The sequence below is a fragment of the Pseudomonas sp. GW822-FHT04H02 genome (assembly GCF_058800645.1).
On the sequence record NZ_JBXAMM010000001.1, the window covers coordinates 852,512 to 869,622 of the forward strand.

At 67.6% G+C, this 17,111-nt stretch carries 5 protein-coding genes and 1 tRNA gene; 3 read left to right on the plus strand and 3 right to left on the minus strand.

What is annotated here, in order from left to right; genetic code table 11:
• Positions 1-87 precede the first annotated feature (87 nt).
• Both AC1RMG_RS04095 and AC1RMG_RS04100 read left to right on the plus strand, forming a co-directional pair.
• Complete coding sequence (locus AC1RMG_RS04095; protein WP_493168426.1) at positions 88-12,651, plus strand: filamentous hemagglutinin family protein; 12,564 nt, start codon at positions 88-90, stop codon at positions 12,649-12,651.
• 166 nt (positions 12,652-12,817) lie between these two features.
• Positions 12,818-13,534: a class I SAM-dependent methyltransferase gene (locus AC1RMG_RS04100; protein WP_220224298.1), complete on the plus strand. Its 717-nt coding sequence runs from the start codon at positions 12,818-12,820 to the stop codon at positions 13,532-13,534.
• 220 nt (positions 13,535-13,754) lie between these two features.
• Here AC1RMG_RS04100 and AC1RMG_RS04105 read toward each other — a convergent pair whose 3' ends face one another.
• The gene (locus AC1RMG_RS04105; RefSeq protein ID WP_493168428.1) at positions 13,755-14,960 is read right to left on the minus strand and encodes an MFS transporter; all 1,206 of its coding nucleotides are present in this window, start codon (positions 14,958-14,960) and stop codon (positions 13,755-13,757) included.
• 124 nt (positions 14,961-15,084) lie between these two features.
• Between AC1RMG_RS04105 and AC1RMG_RS04110 the strand changes: the two genes are divergently transcribed.
• Complete coding sequence (locus AC1RMG_RS04110) at positions 15,085-15,993, plus strand: LysR family transcriptional regulator (RefSeq protein ID WP_011061057.1); 909 nt, start codon at positions 15,085-15,087, stop codon at positions 15,991-15,993.
• 13 nt (positions 15,994-16,006) lie between these two features.
• On the opposite strand, the gene AC1RMG_RS04115 is transcribed toward AC1RMG_RS04110, so the two are convergent.
• A tRNA-Gln gene (locus AC1RMG_RS04115) sits at positions 16,007-16,081 on the minus strand.
• A 168-nt stretch (positions 16,082-16,249) separates the two neighbouring features.
• Positions 16,250-16,954, minus strand: a complete 705-nt coding sequence (locus AC1RMG_RS04120; protein WP_493168430.1) for a hypothetical protein — start codon at positions 16,952-16,954, stop codon at positions 16,250-16,252.
• Positions 16,955-17,111: the final 157 nt, after the last annotated feature.

The window sequence follows — 17,111 nt, forward strand, 5'->3', positions numbered from 1 at the left end:
ACGGCCTATCCCCTAAAGCAGTGACGCGCGCCCTGGGCCCTACAAGCGTCGCGCTCCCGTGGGCGTCATAACAAAGGATGAGTAGTAATGGTTCGCTGCAAACCACCGGTCAAATCCCCCGCGCTGCGCCCTGATGGCGAGTTGCCGATCCTGCGGCTCAAGCCCCTGGCCCAGGCCATCGCCCTGCTGATGGTGGCGGGCAGTGCCCATGGCGCCACGGCCTTCAGTTCCGGCTGGTTCGCCGACAAGGGCGCGTCCCAGGCCGCCACCGCCGCGCGCACCAACGGCCAGGTTCCGGGGATCCCGCCGCTGTCCCAGCAGACCCGCGCCAACCAGCAGTTGCAGCGCTCCCTGAGCAACCTCAATTCCAGCGTTGCCGCCATCGCCGCCCAGCAAGCGGCCCAGGCTGCCGCACGCCAGGCCGCATTCGGCACGGTGAGCACCATTCCCGATGGTCTCGGCGAAGGCGGGCTGAAGGTCGACAACAGCCTGACCCAGGGTTGGCTCAATGCCAAAGGGCCGGTGCAGAGCCAGTCCGGCGGCAAGACCACGGTGACCATCGAGCAGACCGCCGACAAGGCCATTCTCAACTGGGAGACCTTCAACGTCGGGCGCAACACCACCGTCGACTTCCAGCAGCAGTCCAACTGGGCGCTGTTGAACAAGGTCAACGACCCCAATGGACGGCCCAGCGAAATCCAGGGCCAGATCAAGGGCGCCGGTACGGTGATGATCATGAACCGCAACGGGGTGATCTTCAGCGGCACCAGCCAGGTCAATGTGCGCAACCTGGTGGCGGCCGCGGCCACCATCAGCGACGAGCAGTTCACCCAGCGCGGGCTCTATGTGGACGCCAACGGCACCCAGCCGACCTTCAGCGATGCCCTGGGCAAGGTCCAGGTGCAGCGCGGCGCGCTGATCCAGACCCACCCGGCGGCCACCTCCACCGAATCCGGCGGCTATGCCTTGCTGCTGGGCTCGGAAGTGGAGAACGCCGGCACCATCGTCACTGCCAAGGGCCAGACCACCCTGGCGGCCGGCGACAGCTTCTACATCCGCCGCGGGGTCGGCACCAGCGGCAACCAGCACTCCACCACCCGGGGCAATGAAGTTGCCACTTCGCTGAAGGCCGGCAGCAGCGCCGGCAAGGTCAGCAACAGCGGCCTGATCATGGCCTCCACGGGCGACATCACCCTCACCGGGCACCAGGTGGCGCAGAACGGCGTGGCCCTGGCCAGCACTTCGGTGGACACCCGCGGCACCATCCATTTGCTCAACTCCGCCAGCGACAGCACCGGCAGCGTGACCCTGGGGCAGGGCAGCACCACCGCAATCCTTCTGGACAGCAGTGGCAGCAGCGCTCTGGACAGCCAGCGCAACAACGGCCTGATCAACCTCGACGGCACCCCGACCAACCTGATCATCGGCCAGTTCAACAACCTCAGCAGCGTGGCCGACCGCAGCGACCAGTCCCGGGTGGAGATCGTCAGCGGCGGCACCGTGGATTTCCAGGACGGCTCCATCACCCTGGCCACCGGTGGCCAGGTGGCGGTCAGTGCCGGGCAGCGCAGCCTGGTGCGCGATGGCGCGGTGATCGATGTGGCCGGCGCCGTCGGGGTCAAGGTGGCGATGGAGTCCAACAACATCAAGATCAACGTCCAGGGCAACGAGCAGCGCGATTCGGCGGGCAACCGCGACAGCGGCCAGTTGATCAACAACGACGTCTGGGTCGACCTGCGCGAGCTGGTGTTCGTCCCGGCGGGCACCAACGGCTACGCCACCGATCGCTGGTACACCGCCGGCGGCCTGCTGGAAGTGGGCGGCTACCTGGGCACCCAGGGCCACAACGTCGGCGAGTGGATGGCCCAGGGCGGTACCCTGACCTTCACCGGCAAGGACGTGGTGACCCAGTCCGGCGCCCAGTTGAACCTCTCCGGCGGCACCGTCGATGTGCAGGGCGGCTACATCCAGCAGACCTGGCTCAAGGGCGCCGACGGGCGCTTGTACGAGCTCTCCAGGGCGCCGGGGGACCTGCTCTACACCGGCATCTACAAGGGCTATGTGGACAGCAGCCCGCGCTGGGGCCGCACCGATTACTACTACAACCCGCTGATCGCCCAGCAGCGCCGCTACGAGGCCGGCTACAGCGTCGGCCGCGACGCCGGCAAGCTGGTGATCGGCACCAGCAACGCCGTGCTCGAAGGCCAGCTGGTGAGCGAAGTGTTCAAGGGCGACCGCCAGACCCAGGCGCCGAACATCAACCTCGACGGCTACCAGCAATCGCACAAGGCCGCGGCCCAGCGCGCGCAACTGATCATTGGCAATTACACGCCGATCTACAACAAGGCCAGCGGCACCCTGCGCTACGCCCTGAGCCCCAGCGTGGACAAGGTGCTGATCGAGGCCAACCAGCAGAAGATCGCCGACGGCCTGGACCTCGCCACAGCCCTGCCGGCCAACCGCCAGGGCCAGCTGGTGCTGGACAGCGACCAGCTCAACGGCTTCCAGCTGGGGGCGATCAAGGTCGGCGCCAGGCAGCAGGTCCAGGTCAACGGCGCGCTGAAGGTGGCCGATGGCGGCGACATCACCCTGTTCGGGCCAGAGGTCAAGATCAACGCCAACCTCACCGCCCACGGTGGCAGCATCAACGCCGGCAACGTGCTGAACCAGGTGGATGTGAACCGCAATTTCGTGGTCGGCGATGTGATCCTCGCGCCCACCGGCGGCGCCCAGGCCCGAGTCGATGTAGCCAGCGGGGTCAAGCTGGATGCCAGCGGGCGCTGGAACAACCTGGCCCTGGACCCCTCGGACAGCAGCGGCCTGGCCTTTATCAACGGGGGCAAGGTGTCGCTGCGCAGCAGCGGCGACCTCAACCTGGCCAACGGCACCCTGGTGGATGCCAGCTCCGGCGCCAGCATTGCCTATGACGGCAAGACCAGCGGTGGCAAGGGCGGCGACGTGACCCTGGCCGCCGACGGCAAGCTCGACCTCGATGGCGAGCTGCGCGGGTATGGGGTCAACGGTGGCGGCACCCTGGCCCTGCAGGCGCACAAGGTGCTGATTGGCGCCCATGATCCGGCCCCCGAGGCCGGCACCCTGCAACTGGCCGGGGATTTCTTCAACAAGGGCTTCGGTGCCTACGACATCACCGGCAACGAAGGGATGACCGTGGCCGAGGGCGCGCAGGTCGAGGTCAACATGCCGGTCTACCGCTTCGGGGCCCAGGCCAGCAGCAGTGCCACTGGCAGCGACCCGGCCACGGTGCTGGAGCGCTGGTTGCCGCAGCTGTACCAGCAGGATGCAACCAGGGGCGTGCTGACCCAGCGCCGTGGCGCCGGCCTGACCCTGAGCGCCGGCAACCAGTACTCCACGGCCGCCCAGTTGGCCACCACGGCGCTGAGCGTGGGGCAGGGCGCGGTGATCAGTGTCGACCCGGGGCAGGCCATCAACCTGCGCAGCGTCGGCCAGTTGACCCTGAACGGCACGCTCAATGCCTGGGGCGGCAGCGTCAGTCTGGGCGGCCTGACGGTGGCCAGTTCCGAGGCCGCCAATGCCGCCGGTCACGGGCGCTCGATCTGGGTCGGCGAGCAGGCGGTGATTGATGTGGCGGCGCGGGCGGTGAGCGCCGTGGACAACCGTGGCCGTCGTTACGGCCAGGTGCGCAATGGCGGCAAGATCGCCATCGGCGGCGAGATCGACCTGGCCACCGGTATCGCCAAGGCCAGCGACCTGTTTGTGGTGGTGCGCGAGGGGGCGCGTCTCGACGCTTCCGGCGCCCAGGCGGCCCTGGACATTCCCGGCCAGGGCCGGGTGCAGGTGGCCAGCAACGGTGGCAGCATCAGCTTCGCGTCCAACAACGGCCTGTACCTGGACGGCAGCTTCGTCGCCCGGGCCGGAGGTGCTGGCGCTGCAGGGGGCACCTTGTCGCTGGCCCTGGAAAGCCCGTACTACATCAAGAACGCAGTCAGTGACCGGGTGCTCAAGGCCCGGGAACTGGTGCTCAGCCAGACCCACCAGGGCAGTGCGCTGCCCGCGAGCGCCGACGCCGCGGCCGCCAGCCTGGAGTATGGCCACGGCCGCCTCGGGGTGGATCAAGTCACCGCCGGCGGCTTCGACAACCTGGCACTGCTGAGCAACGGCCTGTTGAGCTTCGATGGCGATGTGTCGCTGAACATGGGCCAGAGCCTGCGCCTGTACAGCGGTGCCCTGAACCTCAGCGAAAGCGCCGCGGCCAATAGCCGGGTCGACCTGTCGGCACCCTACCTGCTGCTGGCGGGCATCCTCGCGCCGCTGGAAGCCAAGGACCAGTACGTGCGTCCGGTCTCCACCGGCACGCCGTCGCAACAGGCCACCCAGGCGCAGTTCAATGCCAGCGGCAACCTGATCGATGTGCGTGGCAACGTGGTGTTCGGCAGCAAGGGCACGTTGCGCCAGGCCGACAACAGCCTGCTGAGCGTCGAGCGCCGCGGGTTCGACCATGTGCAACTGACCAGCCAGGGCGACCTGCGCTTTCTCGCCGGGGCCGGGGCCGATGTGATCGCCAAGGGCATCAGCACCCAGTTGCTGACCCAGGGCGACATGACCCTGCGGGCCGCGCAGTTGTACCCGGGTACCGAGGTCGGGGCCCGGGTGATTGCCGGCTACCTCAACGATATTTCCGGCACCAGCATCAACTTCGACCCCACGCGCACCCTGACCATCGGCCGCACCGGCCATGGCGAGGCGCCTGTGCCGTACTCGGCCTTCGGCCGCTTGCAGCTGGGCGCGGCCAACATCCAGCAGGGCGGGGTAGTCCGTGCGCCCCTGGGGCTGATCGAGATCGGCAACCTGGGCGCGAGCAAGGTCGAGCTGCTGCCTGGCAGCCTGACTTCGGTCAGCGGCAAGGGCCTGGTACTGCCTTACGGCGGCACCGTCGATGGCCAGGTCTACAAGTACAACGGCAAGACCGTGACCTTCCTCGGCCAGGGCGCGCTGGTGAATGAGAACAGCGACCTGAGCGTCGGGGTCATCCTGGGCGGCAAGTCGGTGCAGGTACAGCCCGATGCCACCGTGGACCTGTCCGGTGGTGGCGAACTGCTGGGCGCCGGGTTCATTTCCGGGCGCGGCGGCTCCACCGATGCGCGCTACAGCCCGCTGGTGCAGATCGGCGCCAACGGCAGCTTCATCCTCCCGGGCCTGGGCAGCAACCCGATCTACGCCATAGTGCCCGGGGTACAGCCGGGCTATGCACCGGTGGCGCCGGAGGGCGGCGCGGTGGACCCGCTGATCGGCCAGCAGATCACCATCGGCGCCGGGGTTCCGGGGCTGGCGGCGGGCACCTACACCCTGATGCCGTCCACCTATGCGCTGATGCCGGGGGGCTTTCGCGTCGAGATCAACGGCCTGGCCGGGCTCGGCACCGAAGGCGCGACCCAGCCGTTGCGCAATGGCTCCTGGTCCACCGCCGGGCGCCTGTCGATCGCCCATACCGGGATCAGCAACAGCGTCGCCAGCCAGTTGATCCTGACCTCGGCCGACACCCTGCGCCGCTATTCCCAGTACAACGAAACCGGCTATGCCCAGTTCGCCCTGGCCGATGCCGCCAAGCTCGGGGTGCCACGGCCGATGCTGCCGGTGGACGCCAAGACCCTGAAGCTGGCCCTGGAGCCGGGGGCCGGTGCGGATGCCTTCTCGTTCAAGGGCATTGGCCGTTTCGATGCCGCTGCGGGGGGCTATGGCGGCACCGTCGCGGTGTTGAACATGGGCAGTGGCAACATCGAAGTGGTGGCGGCCGGCAAGTCGGCCACCCAGGGTTTCAACGGCGTTACCCTGGATGCCGACAGCCTCAACGCCATGGGCGCAGCGCGCCTGATGCTGGGCGGCCTGACGCTGGTCAAGTACGGCCAGGGCGGCAACTACATCACCGTGGCCGAAGGCGTGAACACGCCCAAGGGCTCGATCACCTTGCGCGAGGGCGCCACCCTGGCCGCGCCGGAAGTGTTCCTGGTGAGCAACACCGGCGAGATCGTCCTGGAGCAGGGCGCCTCGATCAATACCCTGGGCCGAGGCAAGGCCAGCTATGACGCCCGTGACGGTTTCACCTACCAGGTGGCCAATATGCTGGCGGTGTCCAACGGCCTGCTCAACGTGATCAGCAAGGCCCAGGCTGGCGGACAGACCAGCGGCGGCATCCGGCTCGGGGTGTGCGCCAGCGCGCCGTGCAGCGGGCAGACCGCACTGTATTCCGATGGCAGCCTCGTTGCCCTGACCGACAACGCCTTCGAGCTGGGTGACCAGGTGCGCTACGGCACCCGCCACCTGAACCTGGGCCTGAACAACATCAACGTCGGCAGCCCGGAGGCGCTGGCGGCAGCGGCGGCGGGCAATCGCCTGCCCAGCGGCATGACCCTGACCCAGCAACTGCTCGACCACCTGCTGCGCGGCGATACCCAGTTCGGCGCCCCGGCCCTGGAGACCTTGCAGCTCTCGGCCCGGGACGGCTTCAACTTCTACGGCAGCGCCAGCCTGGACACCTACGACCCGGCGACCGGCAAGTCGCTGCTGAGCAACCTGATGCTCTCCACCCCGGCGATCTACGGTGCCGGGGGCGCCAATGATGTGGCCAGCATCCACACCGCCAACCTGATCTGGCAGGGTTCCGAGACCCCGGCAGGCGCGGTGGTGGCCGGCGGTGCCGGAACCGGCAGCGGCCGCCTGCAAATCAATGCCGAACGCATCGAGTTCGGCTACGGGGCCTTTGCCCAGCCCAGCACCACCAAGAGTTTCGACCGCCTGGCCCTGGGCTTTGCCAATGTCGACCTCAATGCCAGCCAGCGCATTACCGCCAACCACAAGGGCAGCCTGTCGGTCTATCAGAGCCAGGGCGCCTTCGATCCGCTCAAGGGGTTTGCCTACAGCGGCGGCAACCTGAATATCCTCACCCCACTGATGACCGGCGAGGCCGGCTCGGTGAACCGCATCACTGCTGGCGGCGCCATGGATATCGGCGCCTCGGCCGGCCCTCGTGGCCAGGCCAATGGCCAGGGCGCGGAACTGTCTCTGCAGGGCGACAGCATCCGCTTGGCCAGTGCCGTGGTGCTGCCCAGCGGCAAGGTGATCCTGGGGGCCCGGGGTGATGTCAGCCTGACCGATGCGGCGCTGATCGATGTGGCTGGCCGCACCATCGCCTTCAATGACCTGAGCAAATACGGCGCCGGCGGCGAAGTGCTGCTGCAGAGCGCTACCGGCAATGTGCTGCAGGCCACGGGCTCGACCATCGACCTTTCGGCCACCCATAACCAGGCCGGCAAGCTGCGGGCGGTGGCGCTGGACAGTGCGGCCGGGCGGGTAGACCTGGCGGGCAAGGTCCTTGGCGGCAGCAGCGGCTACTACGATGCCGGCGGCACCCTGGTGCCGTTCCTCGGCGCCACGGTGGAAATCCAGGCCCAGCACCTGGGCAGCAGCGGCACCCTGGACGAGCAGTTCGCCGCCCTCAACCAGCGCCTGAACCAGGGCCAGGTCTTTGGCGCACGCAGCTTCCAGCTCAAGCAGGGCGACCTGACCATCGGCGACGGGGTCAGGGCCAGCACCGTCAACGTCTCGGTGGACAACGGCAGCCTGCGGGTTACCGGGCGAGTGGACGCCAGCGGCGAGCGGGTCGGCAGTATCAACCTGGCGGCCGGCAAGGGCCTGACCCTGGACGGTAGCGCGGTGCTCGATGCCCACGGCAGCAAGCTGCGGGTGGATAGCTACGGCAAGATCATCGACTCACCGAACCGCGCCAGCGTGGTGCTCAGCTCGGGCCAGGGCCGCCTGACCCTGGCCGACGGTGCGCGCATCGACCTGCGCCACGGCACCGACGTGGCTGTGGGCAGCGCGGCGGGGCAGAACGACGGCCGCAGCCGCGGCACCCTGGAGCTGAACGCGCCGCGCCTCGTCCAGGCGGACCAGAGCAGCAACGACATCGACATCGATGCCCGCGGCCCGCTGGATATCCAGGGCGCGCGCTCGATTGCGGTCAACGGCATGCTCCGCTACGACGATGCTCCGGAAAAAACCGACGCCACCGCCAGCGGCCGCCCTTACCAGGAAATCACCCAGGCCTACCTGGATGCCAAGCATGCCCAGAGCACGGCCTTTATCAACGCGGCCCTGCAAAACAGCGACCTGCTGCAGAACAAGCTGGCCGGCCTGAACAACGCCGGCTATGCCGACGCCTTCCATCTGCGGCCCGGGGTCGAGATCGTCAGCAAGAGCGCAGACGGCGACCTGGTGGTGCAGGGCGACCTGGACCTGTCGGGCTATCGCTATGCCAGCCTCAACCCCCACAGCCAGAAGACCTCGGTCTACGGTTCCGGCGAGGTCGGCAGCCTGACCCTGCGCGCCGGGGGCGACCTGAATGTCTATGGCAGCATCAACGACGGCTTCGCGCCGCCGCCTGCCACCGTGGACGACAAGGGCTGGGTGCTGCTGCCGGGCGTGGACTTCACCGGCGGCACTATCATCGTGCCGGGCAACGGCGTGACCCTGGCCGACGGCACCGCCTTCCCGGCGGGCAGCACCCTCAACTACGACCTGCCGATCAAGGGGCTGACCGTGGCCGCGGGCACGCGCCTGCCGGTCACGGCGACCCTGGACCAGACCCTGGTACTGCCGGCGGGTACGGTACTGGCGGCGGCGATTCGCGATGCCTCGGGCAACCTGCTGTTCGCCGCCGGCACCCTGCTCGGCGAGCCCCGGACCCTGGTCGCCGGCACCCGTCTGGAGGCCGGGACGCTGTTGACCCAGGGCACCCAGCTGCGGTCCATGACCTGGCCCAAGGGCGTGCCGCTGCCGCAAGTACACCTGGCCAATGTGAACAACAACATCGTCATGCTCGACGGCAGCAAGGCCCTGCCCAAGGGCGGGCTGATCCCGGCCGGCACCAACGTCAAGCTGCCGAGCGGCGTCGACTCGGTGCAGTTGCGGCCCGAAGACGTCGGGCGCCAGGGCAAGCTCTGGGCCATTGCGCCGATGCTTGCCGAAGGCTCGCAATCCTGGTCCCTGCGCCTGGTGGCCGGGGCCGATACCAGCGCAGCCGACAGCCGCATCGTGCAGGCCAACCCACGCAGCGGTGACTTGCATCTGGCGGACAGCCATTACGGGATGTTCGCCAAGGAACTGCCCAGCCAGGTGGTGCGGACCTGGACCCAGGTGGCGGTGGATGACCTGGCCGGCGTAGGGATAGTGGTCAAGGCCGGCGATCCGATCGACGAACAACTGCTGGTGGATCTGGGGCAGACCTCGATCGAGCAGTTCTGTGCCGACAGCCCGGCCTATTGCGCGATCAAGGCCAGCTACGCCTGGACCCAGCTGGCGGTGGACGAGCTGGCGGGCGCCGGGGTGGTGGTCAAGGCCGGCGATCCGATCGATGAGCAACTCCTGCTGGACCTGGGGCAGTCGTCCGTCGCGGCCTTCTGTGAAGAGTCGCCCGCCTTCTGCATGGCCCTGGACAGCAAGACCTATGGCGCAACGCCGTCCAGCAGCCGCTTCAGCGTGATCCGCACCGGCACCGGCGACCTTGAACTGCTCAGCGCCGGCAACCTGAGCATGGACTCGCTGTACGGGGTCTACACCGCCGGTACTTCCTCCACGGCGACGACGGCCGGCGATCCCTACAACCAGCCACGGGCCCTGGGAACGGGAGCCACGGTGCTCAATGACCCGGGCAGTTACTTCGAGCAGTTCGTCAATGGCAGCGGCACCAGCCTGTACCGCGCCTGGTACCCGGAGGCGGGGGGCAACCTGCGGGTCAGTGCCGGGGGCAACCTGACCGGCAACATCAGCAGTACCGCCAACGACAGCCGTGCCTGGCCCAACCCCAAGGACAACGGCCAGGACTCGGCCGAAGTGGGCAACTGGCTGTGGCGCCAGGGCAGCGGCGATGTCGCCACCGGCGGTTCGGCGCAACCCGTTGCCTGGTGGATCAACTTCGGCACCTATGCGGCCAACGGCAGCGCCGACCGGATGCTGGGCTTTACCGGGTTCGGCACCCTGGGCGGCGGCAACCTGGAGCTGAATGTCGGCGGTGACGCGGGCATCCTCCAGCGCCTGACGGACAGCGCCGGCGCCTCCACCGTGGCGCCCCGCAGCCAGGGGCTGGTGCTGGCCGTGGGCAGTACCGGCCGGGTCGCCAGCGATGGCAGCCTGCAACTGACCGGCGGTGGCGACCTGCGGGTGAACATTGCGGGCGCCTTGAACCCGGCCAGCAACCTGGTCATCGAGCATCGCAACGGGGTGGTGGTCAACCTGCGTGGCAGCAGCCATTTGCAGAGTGCCTCCCTGGGCAGCATCGACCTGCACTATGGCGGCACCGCCGTTGACCACAACCCCAGCGAAGCCCGGGCCTTCGACCCGTTGCGCGCCACCCGTGGCCTGGCCCAGGGCGGCCTGACCCTGGTGCCCGGCGATGCCACCTTCAACCTGCAGAGCCGCGGCGACCTGGTGGTGCAGAACGTCGAGGACCCGGGCCGGGTCCGCCAGTTCAACACCGCGCTCTTCAGCCGTGGCAGCCAGCAAGGCAGCGGCCGGAGCTGGTTCACCCTGTGGACCGAGCGTACCGCCATCGACCTGATGTCCCTGGGCGGCAACCTGACCCCGCTCACCAGCCCTGGCAGCACCGATCTGGCGGTGGTCTATCCGTCGATCCTCAGGGCCGTGGCAGCCAGCGGCAGCCTTTACTATGGCAAGGCCGCCAGCGCGCAAGTCGGCGACCTCAACTACCGGGTGCCGCTGTTCCTGGCGCCGGGCGCCGCAGGGCAGTTGCAGTTCCTGGCCCAGGACTCGATCTACGCGGGCGGTTTCACCGTCAGCCAGTCGGGCGCCGCGGCCGCTTCGGTGGCCACGCCCTGGCGTCCGGCATTTGTCGGCAGCATCGAGGGTGAAGTGGTGACCAGCAACCTGTCGGTCAACGGCAACCCGGTCATCGGCTCGATCCTGCCGTTGTTCGCCTTCGGTTCCGGCAGCGTCTCCGGGCTGGTTGCCGGCCCGGCCGGTCCGGCGCGTTTCTATGCGGTGAACGGCGACCTGATGGGGGTCAACAGCGGCCGGATCATCACCTTCGGCCAGGCGGCCTCCCAGTTGCACTCGGGGCAGACCTGGTACGAGGGCAGCCGCCCGGTGTGGATGATGGCCGGGCGCGATATCGTCAGCAGTGGCCGGACCTTCGGCGTCGAGGACCCGGTCAATGGCTCGACCTCCCAGGGCAACCTGTTCGTGCACAACAACCCCAGCGACATCTCCGTCGTCAGTGCCGGGCGCGACATCCTCTACAGCAGCTTCAACGTCGCCGGCCCCGGTACCCTGGAACTGACCGCGGGGCGCAACATCCTCATGGAGGACAAGGTCAGCGTCACCAGCATCGGCGCCGTGGCGCCGGGGGACCGCCGGCCCGGGGCGAGCATCGTGATGCAGGCCGGGTTCGGCCCCAACGGCCCGGACTACCGGCGCTTCGTCGAGGCTTACCTGGACCCGGCCAACCTCGCCCAGCCGGGCGAAAGCCTGTCGGGCGCTAGGGTGGCCAAGACCTACGAGGGCGAACTGCTGGACTGGCTGGCCGAGCGCTTCGGCTTTGTCGGCGACAGCGCCCAGGCCCGGGCCTATTACGCGGCCCTGCCCGCGGAACAACAGCGGGTGTTTGCCCGGAATGTGTATTTTGCCGAGCTCAAGGCCGCCGGCCGCGAGTACACCGAGGAAGGCGGCATGCGCCAGGGCAGCTATGCCCGTGGCCGTGCGGCGATTGCCGGGCTGTTCCCGAGCACCGACGTGGCGGGCAACCCGATCACCTACCAGGGCGATATCACCCTGTTCGGCGGTGCCGGGGTGCACACCGACTTTGGCGGCAACATCCAGATGCTGACCCCCGGCGGCAACCAGACCTTTGGCATCGAAGGCACGGCGCCACCGGCCTCGGCGGGGATCATCACCCAGGGCGCGGGGGACATCCAGCTGTACTCCCTGGGCAGCATCCTGCTGGGCCAGAGCCGGATCATGACCACCTTCGGCGGCTCGATCATGGGCTGGTCGGCGGCGGGCGACATCAACGCCGGCCGCGGTTCCAAGACCACCGTGGTCTATACACCGCCCAAGCGGGTCTACGACAACTGGGGCAACGTCAGCCTGTCGCCGTCGGTGCCCAGCACCGGGGCGGGGATCGCCACTCTCAACCCGATACCCGAAGTGGCGGCCGGCGACATCGACCTGATCGCGCCCCTGGGCACCATCGATGCCGGCGAGGCGGGGATCCGGGTCTCGGGCAACGTCAACATCGCCGCTTTGCGGGTGGTCAACGCGGCGAACATCCAGACCCAGGGCAAGTCCAGCGGGGTGCCGGTCACGGCGGCGGTCAACACCGGCGCCATGACCTCGGCCAGCGCCGCCGGCTCCGCCGCGTCCCAGGCCGCGGAAGATGCGGCCCGCAACCAGCAGGCGGCGGCCAAGCAGGGCCGGGCGTCCATCGTCACCGTGGAAGTGCTGGGCTTTGGTAGCGAACCGGTGCAACGCCCCCGTGAAGACGCCAGCCGCGCCCCGGGCTACAACCCCGACAGCCCGGTGCAGGTGCTGGGCGCCGGGCCCTTGAGCGACCAGGCCCGGGCGCGTTTGACCGACGAGGAGCGCGGGCAACTGACGCTGTAGGTTCTCTCGTGGTAGCAAGGCTTGGGGGGCGATCGTCGATCGCCCCCTTTTTTTGGGAGCAGGGGAGGTGCTATTCCAGGAAGGAATGCAATGAATAAAAACAATGAATTTTAATTATCAAACCGCAGGGCCTAGCCTGTCCCGATCCTTTGAATGGAGCCCTGCCATGACCTCATCCTCGGTAAACCCGGCTGAAAAATTCGACCGCTCGCGGGCCGACGAATACGCCCGCCAGAGCCGTATCGCCCTGGCGGGCTACGACGCCTGCCATGACCTTGCCGCCTGCATGTTGGCGGCCAGCCTGGGTGAGGGGCGTGCGGCCCACATCCTGGCCGTGGGGGCCGGTGGCACGGCCCAGGAGATTATCGCCATGGCTTCCCTGGAACCGGGCTGGCGCTTTACCGCTGTAGACCCCTCGGCACCGATGCTGGAGACAGCGCGCCAGCAGTTGCAGGCGCAGGGTTTGCTGGAGAGGACCGAAGTGCGTCTGGCCACGGTGGACGAACTGGCGGCGGACGAACCCTTCGACGGGGCCACGCTGATCGGCGTGCTGCACCATCTGCCCGGTGATGAAGCCAAGCGGCAACTGCTGCGGGCCATCGCCCGGCGCCTCAAGCCCGGCGCACCGCTGATCGTCGCCGGCAATCATTACGCCTACGCCAGCCAGCCCCTGCTGCTGGCGGCCTGGGGGCAACGCTGGCGCCAGCAGGGCGCGACGGCGGATGAGGTACACGCCAAGCTGGGGAAAATCCTTCAGGGCGCCGACCCGCCCCATTCCGAGGCGGCGGTGCAACGGTTGCTCGAAGAGGGCGGTTTCAGCGCGGGAACACGTTTCTTCAGCAGCCTGTTCTGGGGCGCCTGGTTGAGCCGCAAGCGTTGCTGAGGGGCCGCTCGAACAGCGTAGCTCGGAGCCTGGCACGCCTTCAGGCCGGCAAGCTCCACAAGGTCATCACTCATGGAGTGTCGCCGCATGCCGGGTCAGCCCGCGAGGCTGGTATCGCCTTTGAGCATCTGCTGTACATGAGCAATGTGCCGCCACTGGCGGCCTCGCCCCCCTGTCGGGCAGCCCAGGCGCCGATTGCCGCGCGCCAGGGCATCAATGATCACGCGCCGGTCCTGCTCCTGGCCTGTTCCAGGTTGGCCGCGCCCAGCCAGTAGAACAGCCCGCCGGCGACTATGAACGCTCCCAGCATGTAGAAGATCCAGTGCGCCGGGTGGCTGGCCAGGAGCATGCCGCAGAGTATCGGGCCCAGGGCGCCGCCGAGGTTGGAGAGGTTCTGCGCGCCGTAATACAGGCCTCGCAGGTGTTCGGGGGCGATCAGGTCGATGAACATGTACTCGGCGGGAAACACGATGATTTCCCCCAGGGTGAACACCACCATCGACAGCACCCACAGCGCCAGGCTGGTGGCCAGGCCGAAGCCGCTGACCCCCAGCAGGAACAGGCCCAGCCCCAGTGCCAGCCAGCGGCTCAGGTGGCGCTGGGTAATCCTGCGGCCGATGGCGTATTGCAGGGCGATCACCAGCAGCGCATTGGTCGCCACCAGGGTGCTGATGATGCGATAGGTGGCCTCGGCCGAGGTGGTGACCACCAGGTACTGCGACAGGTACGCCGAGAACTGGCCAAAGACCACGGCGCTGAGCAGGCCGCCCAGGGTGAAGCACACCAGGCGGTAATCCCTTAGCAGCTGTTTGCCCAGGGCCGCGAAGGATAGCGGCCCTGGCGTCGGGCCGGCGGCGCTCAGCTGTCTGTCGCCCCAGCGCATATGGATCGCCAGGAACCCGGCGCCCAGGGCGGCGGAGATCAGGAACGGCAGGCTGATGTCCAGGCGCGCCAGCCCGGCGCCGAGGAACGGGCCCACGGCGTAGCCGATATTGGTCAGGGTGTATTTGATCGAGAAGGCTTCGCTGCGCTGTTCCACCGACAGGCGCTGGGCAAAGCCGGCCTTGATCGCGATGTCGATCACCGCATAGGCCAGGTTGACCAGCACCAGGCACAGGTAGAACAGCCACAGCTGGCGGGCACTGAAGGCGCCGATGAAGCCCAGGGTGAACAGCGCGCAGCAGGCCAGGATCAGCCGGTAGCTGGGCGTGCGGTCCACCAGGAAACCACCGTAGAGGCTCAGCAGCGAGCCGAGGATCATGCTGCTGCCGATCACCAGGCCGATGTCGCTCACTTGCAGGCCGAAAGCACTGCTCAGGTAGATCACCAGGTAGGGCAGGGTGATTGCCCGGGCCAGGGTCAGCACCAGGGTGCCGGCCAGCAGCAGGTTGATTGCTTTCGGGTAGCTTTTCAGGGTGCGCAGCATCCGTGCCTCATCGGTCTGTAACGGCGTTTTTGAGAATGGCAGCCAGCTTACTGGGGAATCTGGTTCTGTTTTATGATGTTTTTTACCCAGTGAATGGAATCAGATTCGTGAATAAGAGGCGCCAATGTTTTCTTCCGAACGCTTGAAGGGGATCGATGTGTTTGTCTGCGTGGCCGACTGCGGCAGCTTCAAGGCCGCCGCCGAACGGCTCAACCTTACGGCTTCCGCCGTCAGCAAGGCCATCGCCCGGCTGGAAGGGCGCCTGCAGGCGCGGCTGTTCCAGCGCACCACCCGCAGCCTGGCGCTGACCGACGCGGGCACGGCCTTCTACCGCACCTGCAGCGGGGTGCTGGCAGACCTGGAAGAGGCCGAGCTGGCGCTGAACGCGGAAAACTCCGAGCTGCGGGGGCGGGTGCGCATCGACCTGCCCGGGACCTTCGGCCGCTCCCAGGTGCTGGGCGCCGTCCTGCGCTTTGCCCGGGAGCATCCGGGCTTGCAGCCGCACATCACCTTTTCCGATCCCGGTGTCGAGCCGCTTGAAGCCGGTGCGGACATCGCCGTGCGCCTTGGCGGCTCGGGGCAGTGGCCGGCGGCGCTGGGGCACCGCTGCCTGGGCCGCGAATGGCACCTGTTCTGCGCCTCGCCCGACTACCTGCGCAGCCATGGCGTGCCGCTGACCGACCAGGACCTTGAGCGCCATCAGTGCATTGCCTATGGCTGGGTGGATGGCCGGGTCAGCCCCTGGAACTTCGCCAGCGGCCGCCCGGGCGAGAGTGAGCGCCGGGTGATGTCCGCCAGTTGCGTGGTGGGCGATGGCGAGGGGCTGTTGATGGCGGTGCAGCAAGGCTACGGCATTGCGCAATTGCCTTCCTGGCTGGTCAAGCGCCAGTTGGAGGACGGAAGCCTGGTGGAGGTACTGCCGCAATGGGCCAGCGAAGGGCAGGCGATCCATCTGCTGTGGCTGAAAAGCCGGCAGGGGTTGCCCAAGGTCAGTGCATTGCTGGAGATGCTGGAACGGAATCTGCGGGGATAACGATGAGAAAAAATGGCAGGGGCGGCTGGATTCGAACCAACGCATGGCAGGATCAAAACCTGCTGCCTTACCGCTTGGCGACGCCCCTGTAGCTGTTGCGACGTTACTTGCCTGAACTGCCGGCCCGGGGAGGGCCGCTGCAAGAACGGGCGCAAATTTATCAACTTATCGGCGGGCTGGGAAGCCCCCTGGTAAAAAAATGAGTTTGAAAACAGCTGCTTAGTCTTTTTCAGGGCACTTTTATCCGTCCCGGGGTTCAAGGGACCAGGTAGCCGGGCTGTGATTCCTTCAGCGGCCGGGCCATGTCCAGTGCGCGGCGGATGGCCCGCAACTCCGCCCCTTCAAGGGCGCGCCGGCCAAATTGATAGTCGTCGCCCCCCGGGCCCAGGTGCACCGAAAGCAGCCCGAACAGCTGCTCGCCCACTGCTTCGATGAACATTTCCATATAGCTTTCGTAACGGCCGTAGGCGCACAGGTAGATCAGCCCCTGGACCTCGGCGCGCTCGCACTCGTGAATGTCATCCCAGGTCAGGCAACTGCCCTGTTCGCCACTGATCAGCGGCAGGTGCCAGGCGTTCGGTACGAGCGGTTGGGCGCGCAGGGCCTCCGGTAGCGGCTGGCAGGACAGCACCTGGAAGCGGTACCTGAGCCTGCCGTGGTGGTTGGCATGCCGTGGCGCGGGCGGCTCGGCGGCCGGGCCGGTGATCCGCACGTGCAGCAGGTGGCTCAGGGCGATTTCCGAGGGTTGCTCGTTCCAGCCATTGAGGTCCGCCAGCGGCGGGCACCAGATCAGTTGCAGGGTTTCACCGAGCACGATGCCGTCCTGGCGTTGGAAGAAGGCTGAGCTCTGCTCGCCCACCACTGGCAGCAGGTCGCGCAGCTGCAAGGTCGGCGCGCCGTAGTCGATGCCCAGGTCGGTGGACCAGAACAGGGGGGTGCAGGTTCTCAGGGTTGCCGGCATGGACGCGAGCCTGTGATGGGGAGGGGGAGGATTCTTCGGTAACTGGCGCCGGATGTCACCTCTGTCTGACTCAATCGGCTACATCCGCTGGCTCAATGTGACCGTGACAGCCCGCTGCCGCGCACTAGTATAGGGAGCCTTGGGCAAGACCTATAAG

Coding starts and splice junctions, on each gene's coding strand:
- AC1RMG_RS04095 (WP_493168426.1), top strand. CDS start 88: ATGGTTCGCTGCAAACCACCGGTCAAATCCCCCGCGCTGCGCCCTGAT.
- AC1RMG_RS04100 (WP_220224298.1), top strand. CDS start 12,818: ATGACCTCATCCTCGGTAAACCCGGCTGAAAAATTCGACCGCTCGCGG.
- AC1RMG_RS04105 (WP_493168428.1), bottom strand. CDS start 14,960: ATGCTGCGCACCCTGAAAAGCTACCCGAAAGCAATCAACCTGCTGCTG.
- AC1RMG_RS04110 (WP_011061057.1), top strand. CDS start 15,085: ATGTTTTCTTCCGAACGCTTGAAGGGGATCGATGTGTTTGTCTGCGTG.
- AC1RMG_RS04120 (WP_493168430.1), bottom strand. CDS start 16,954: ATGCCGGCAACCCTGAGAACCTGCACCCCCCTGTTCTGGTCCACCGAC.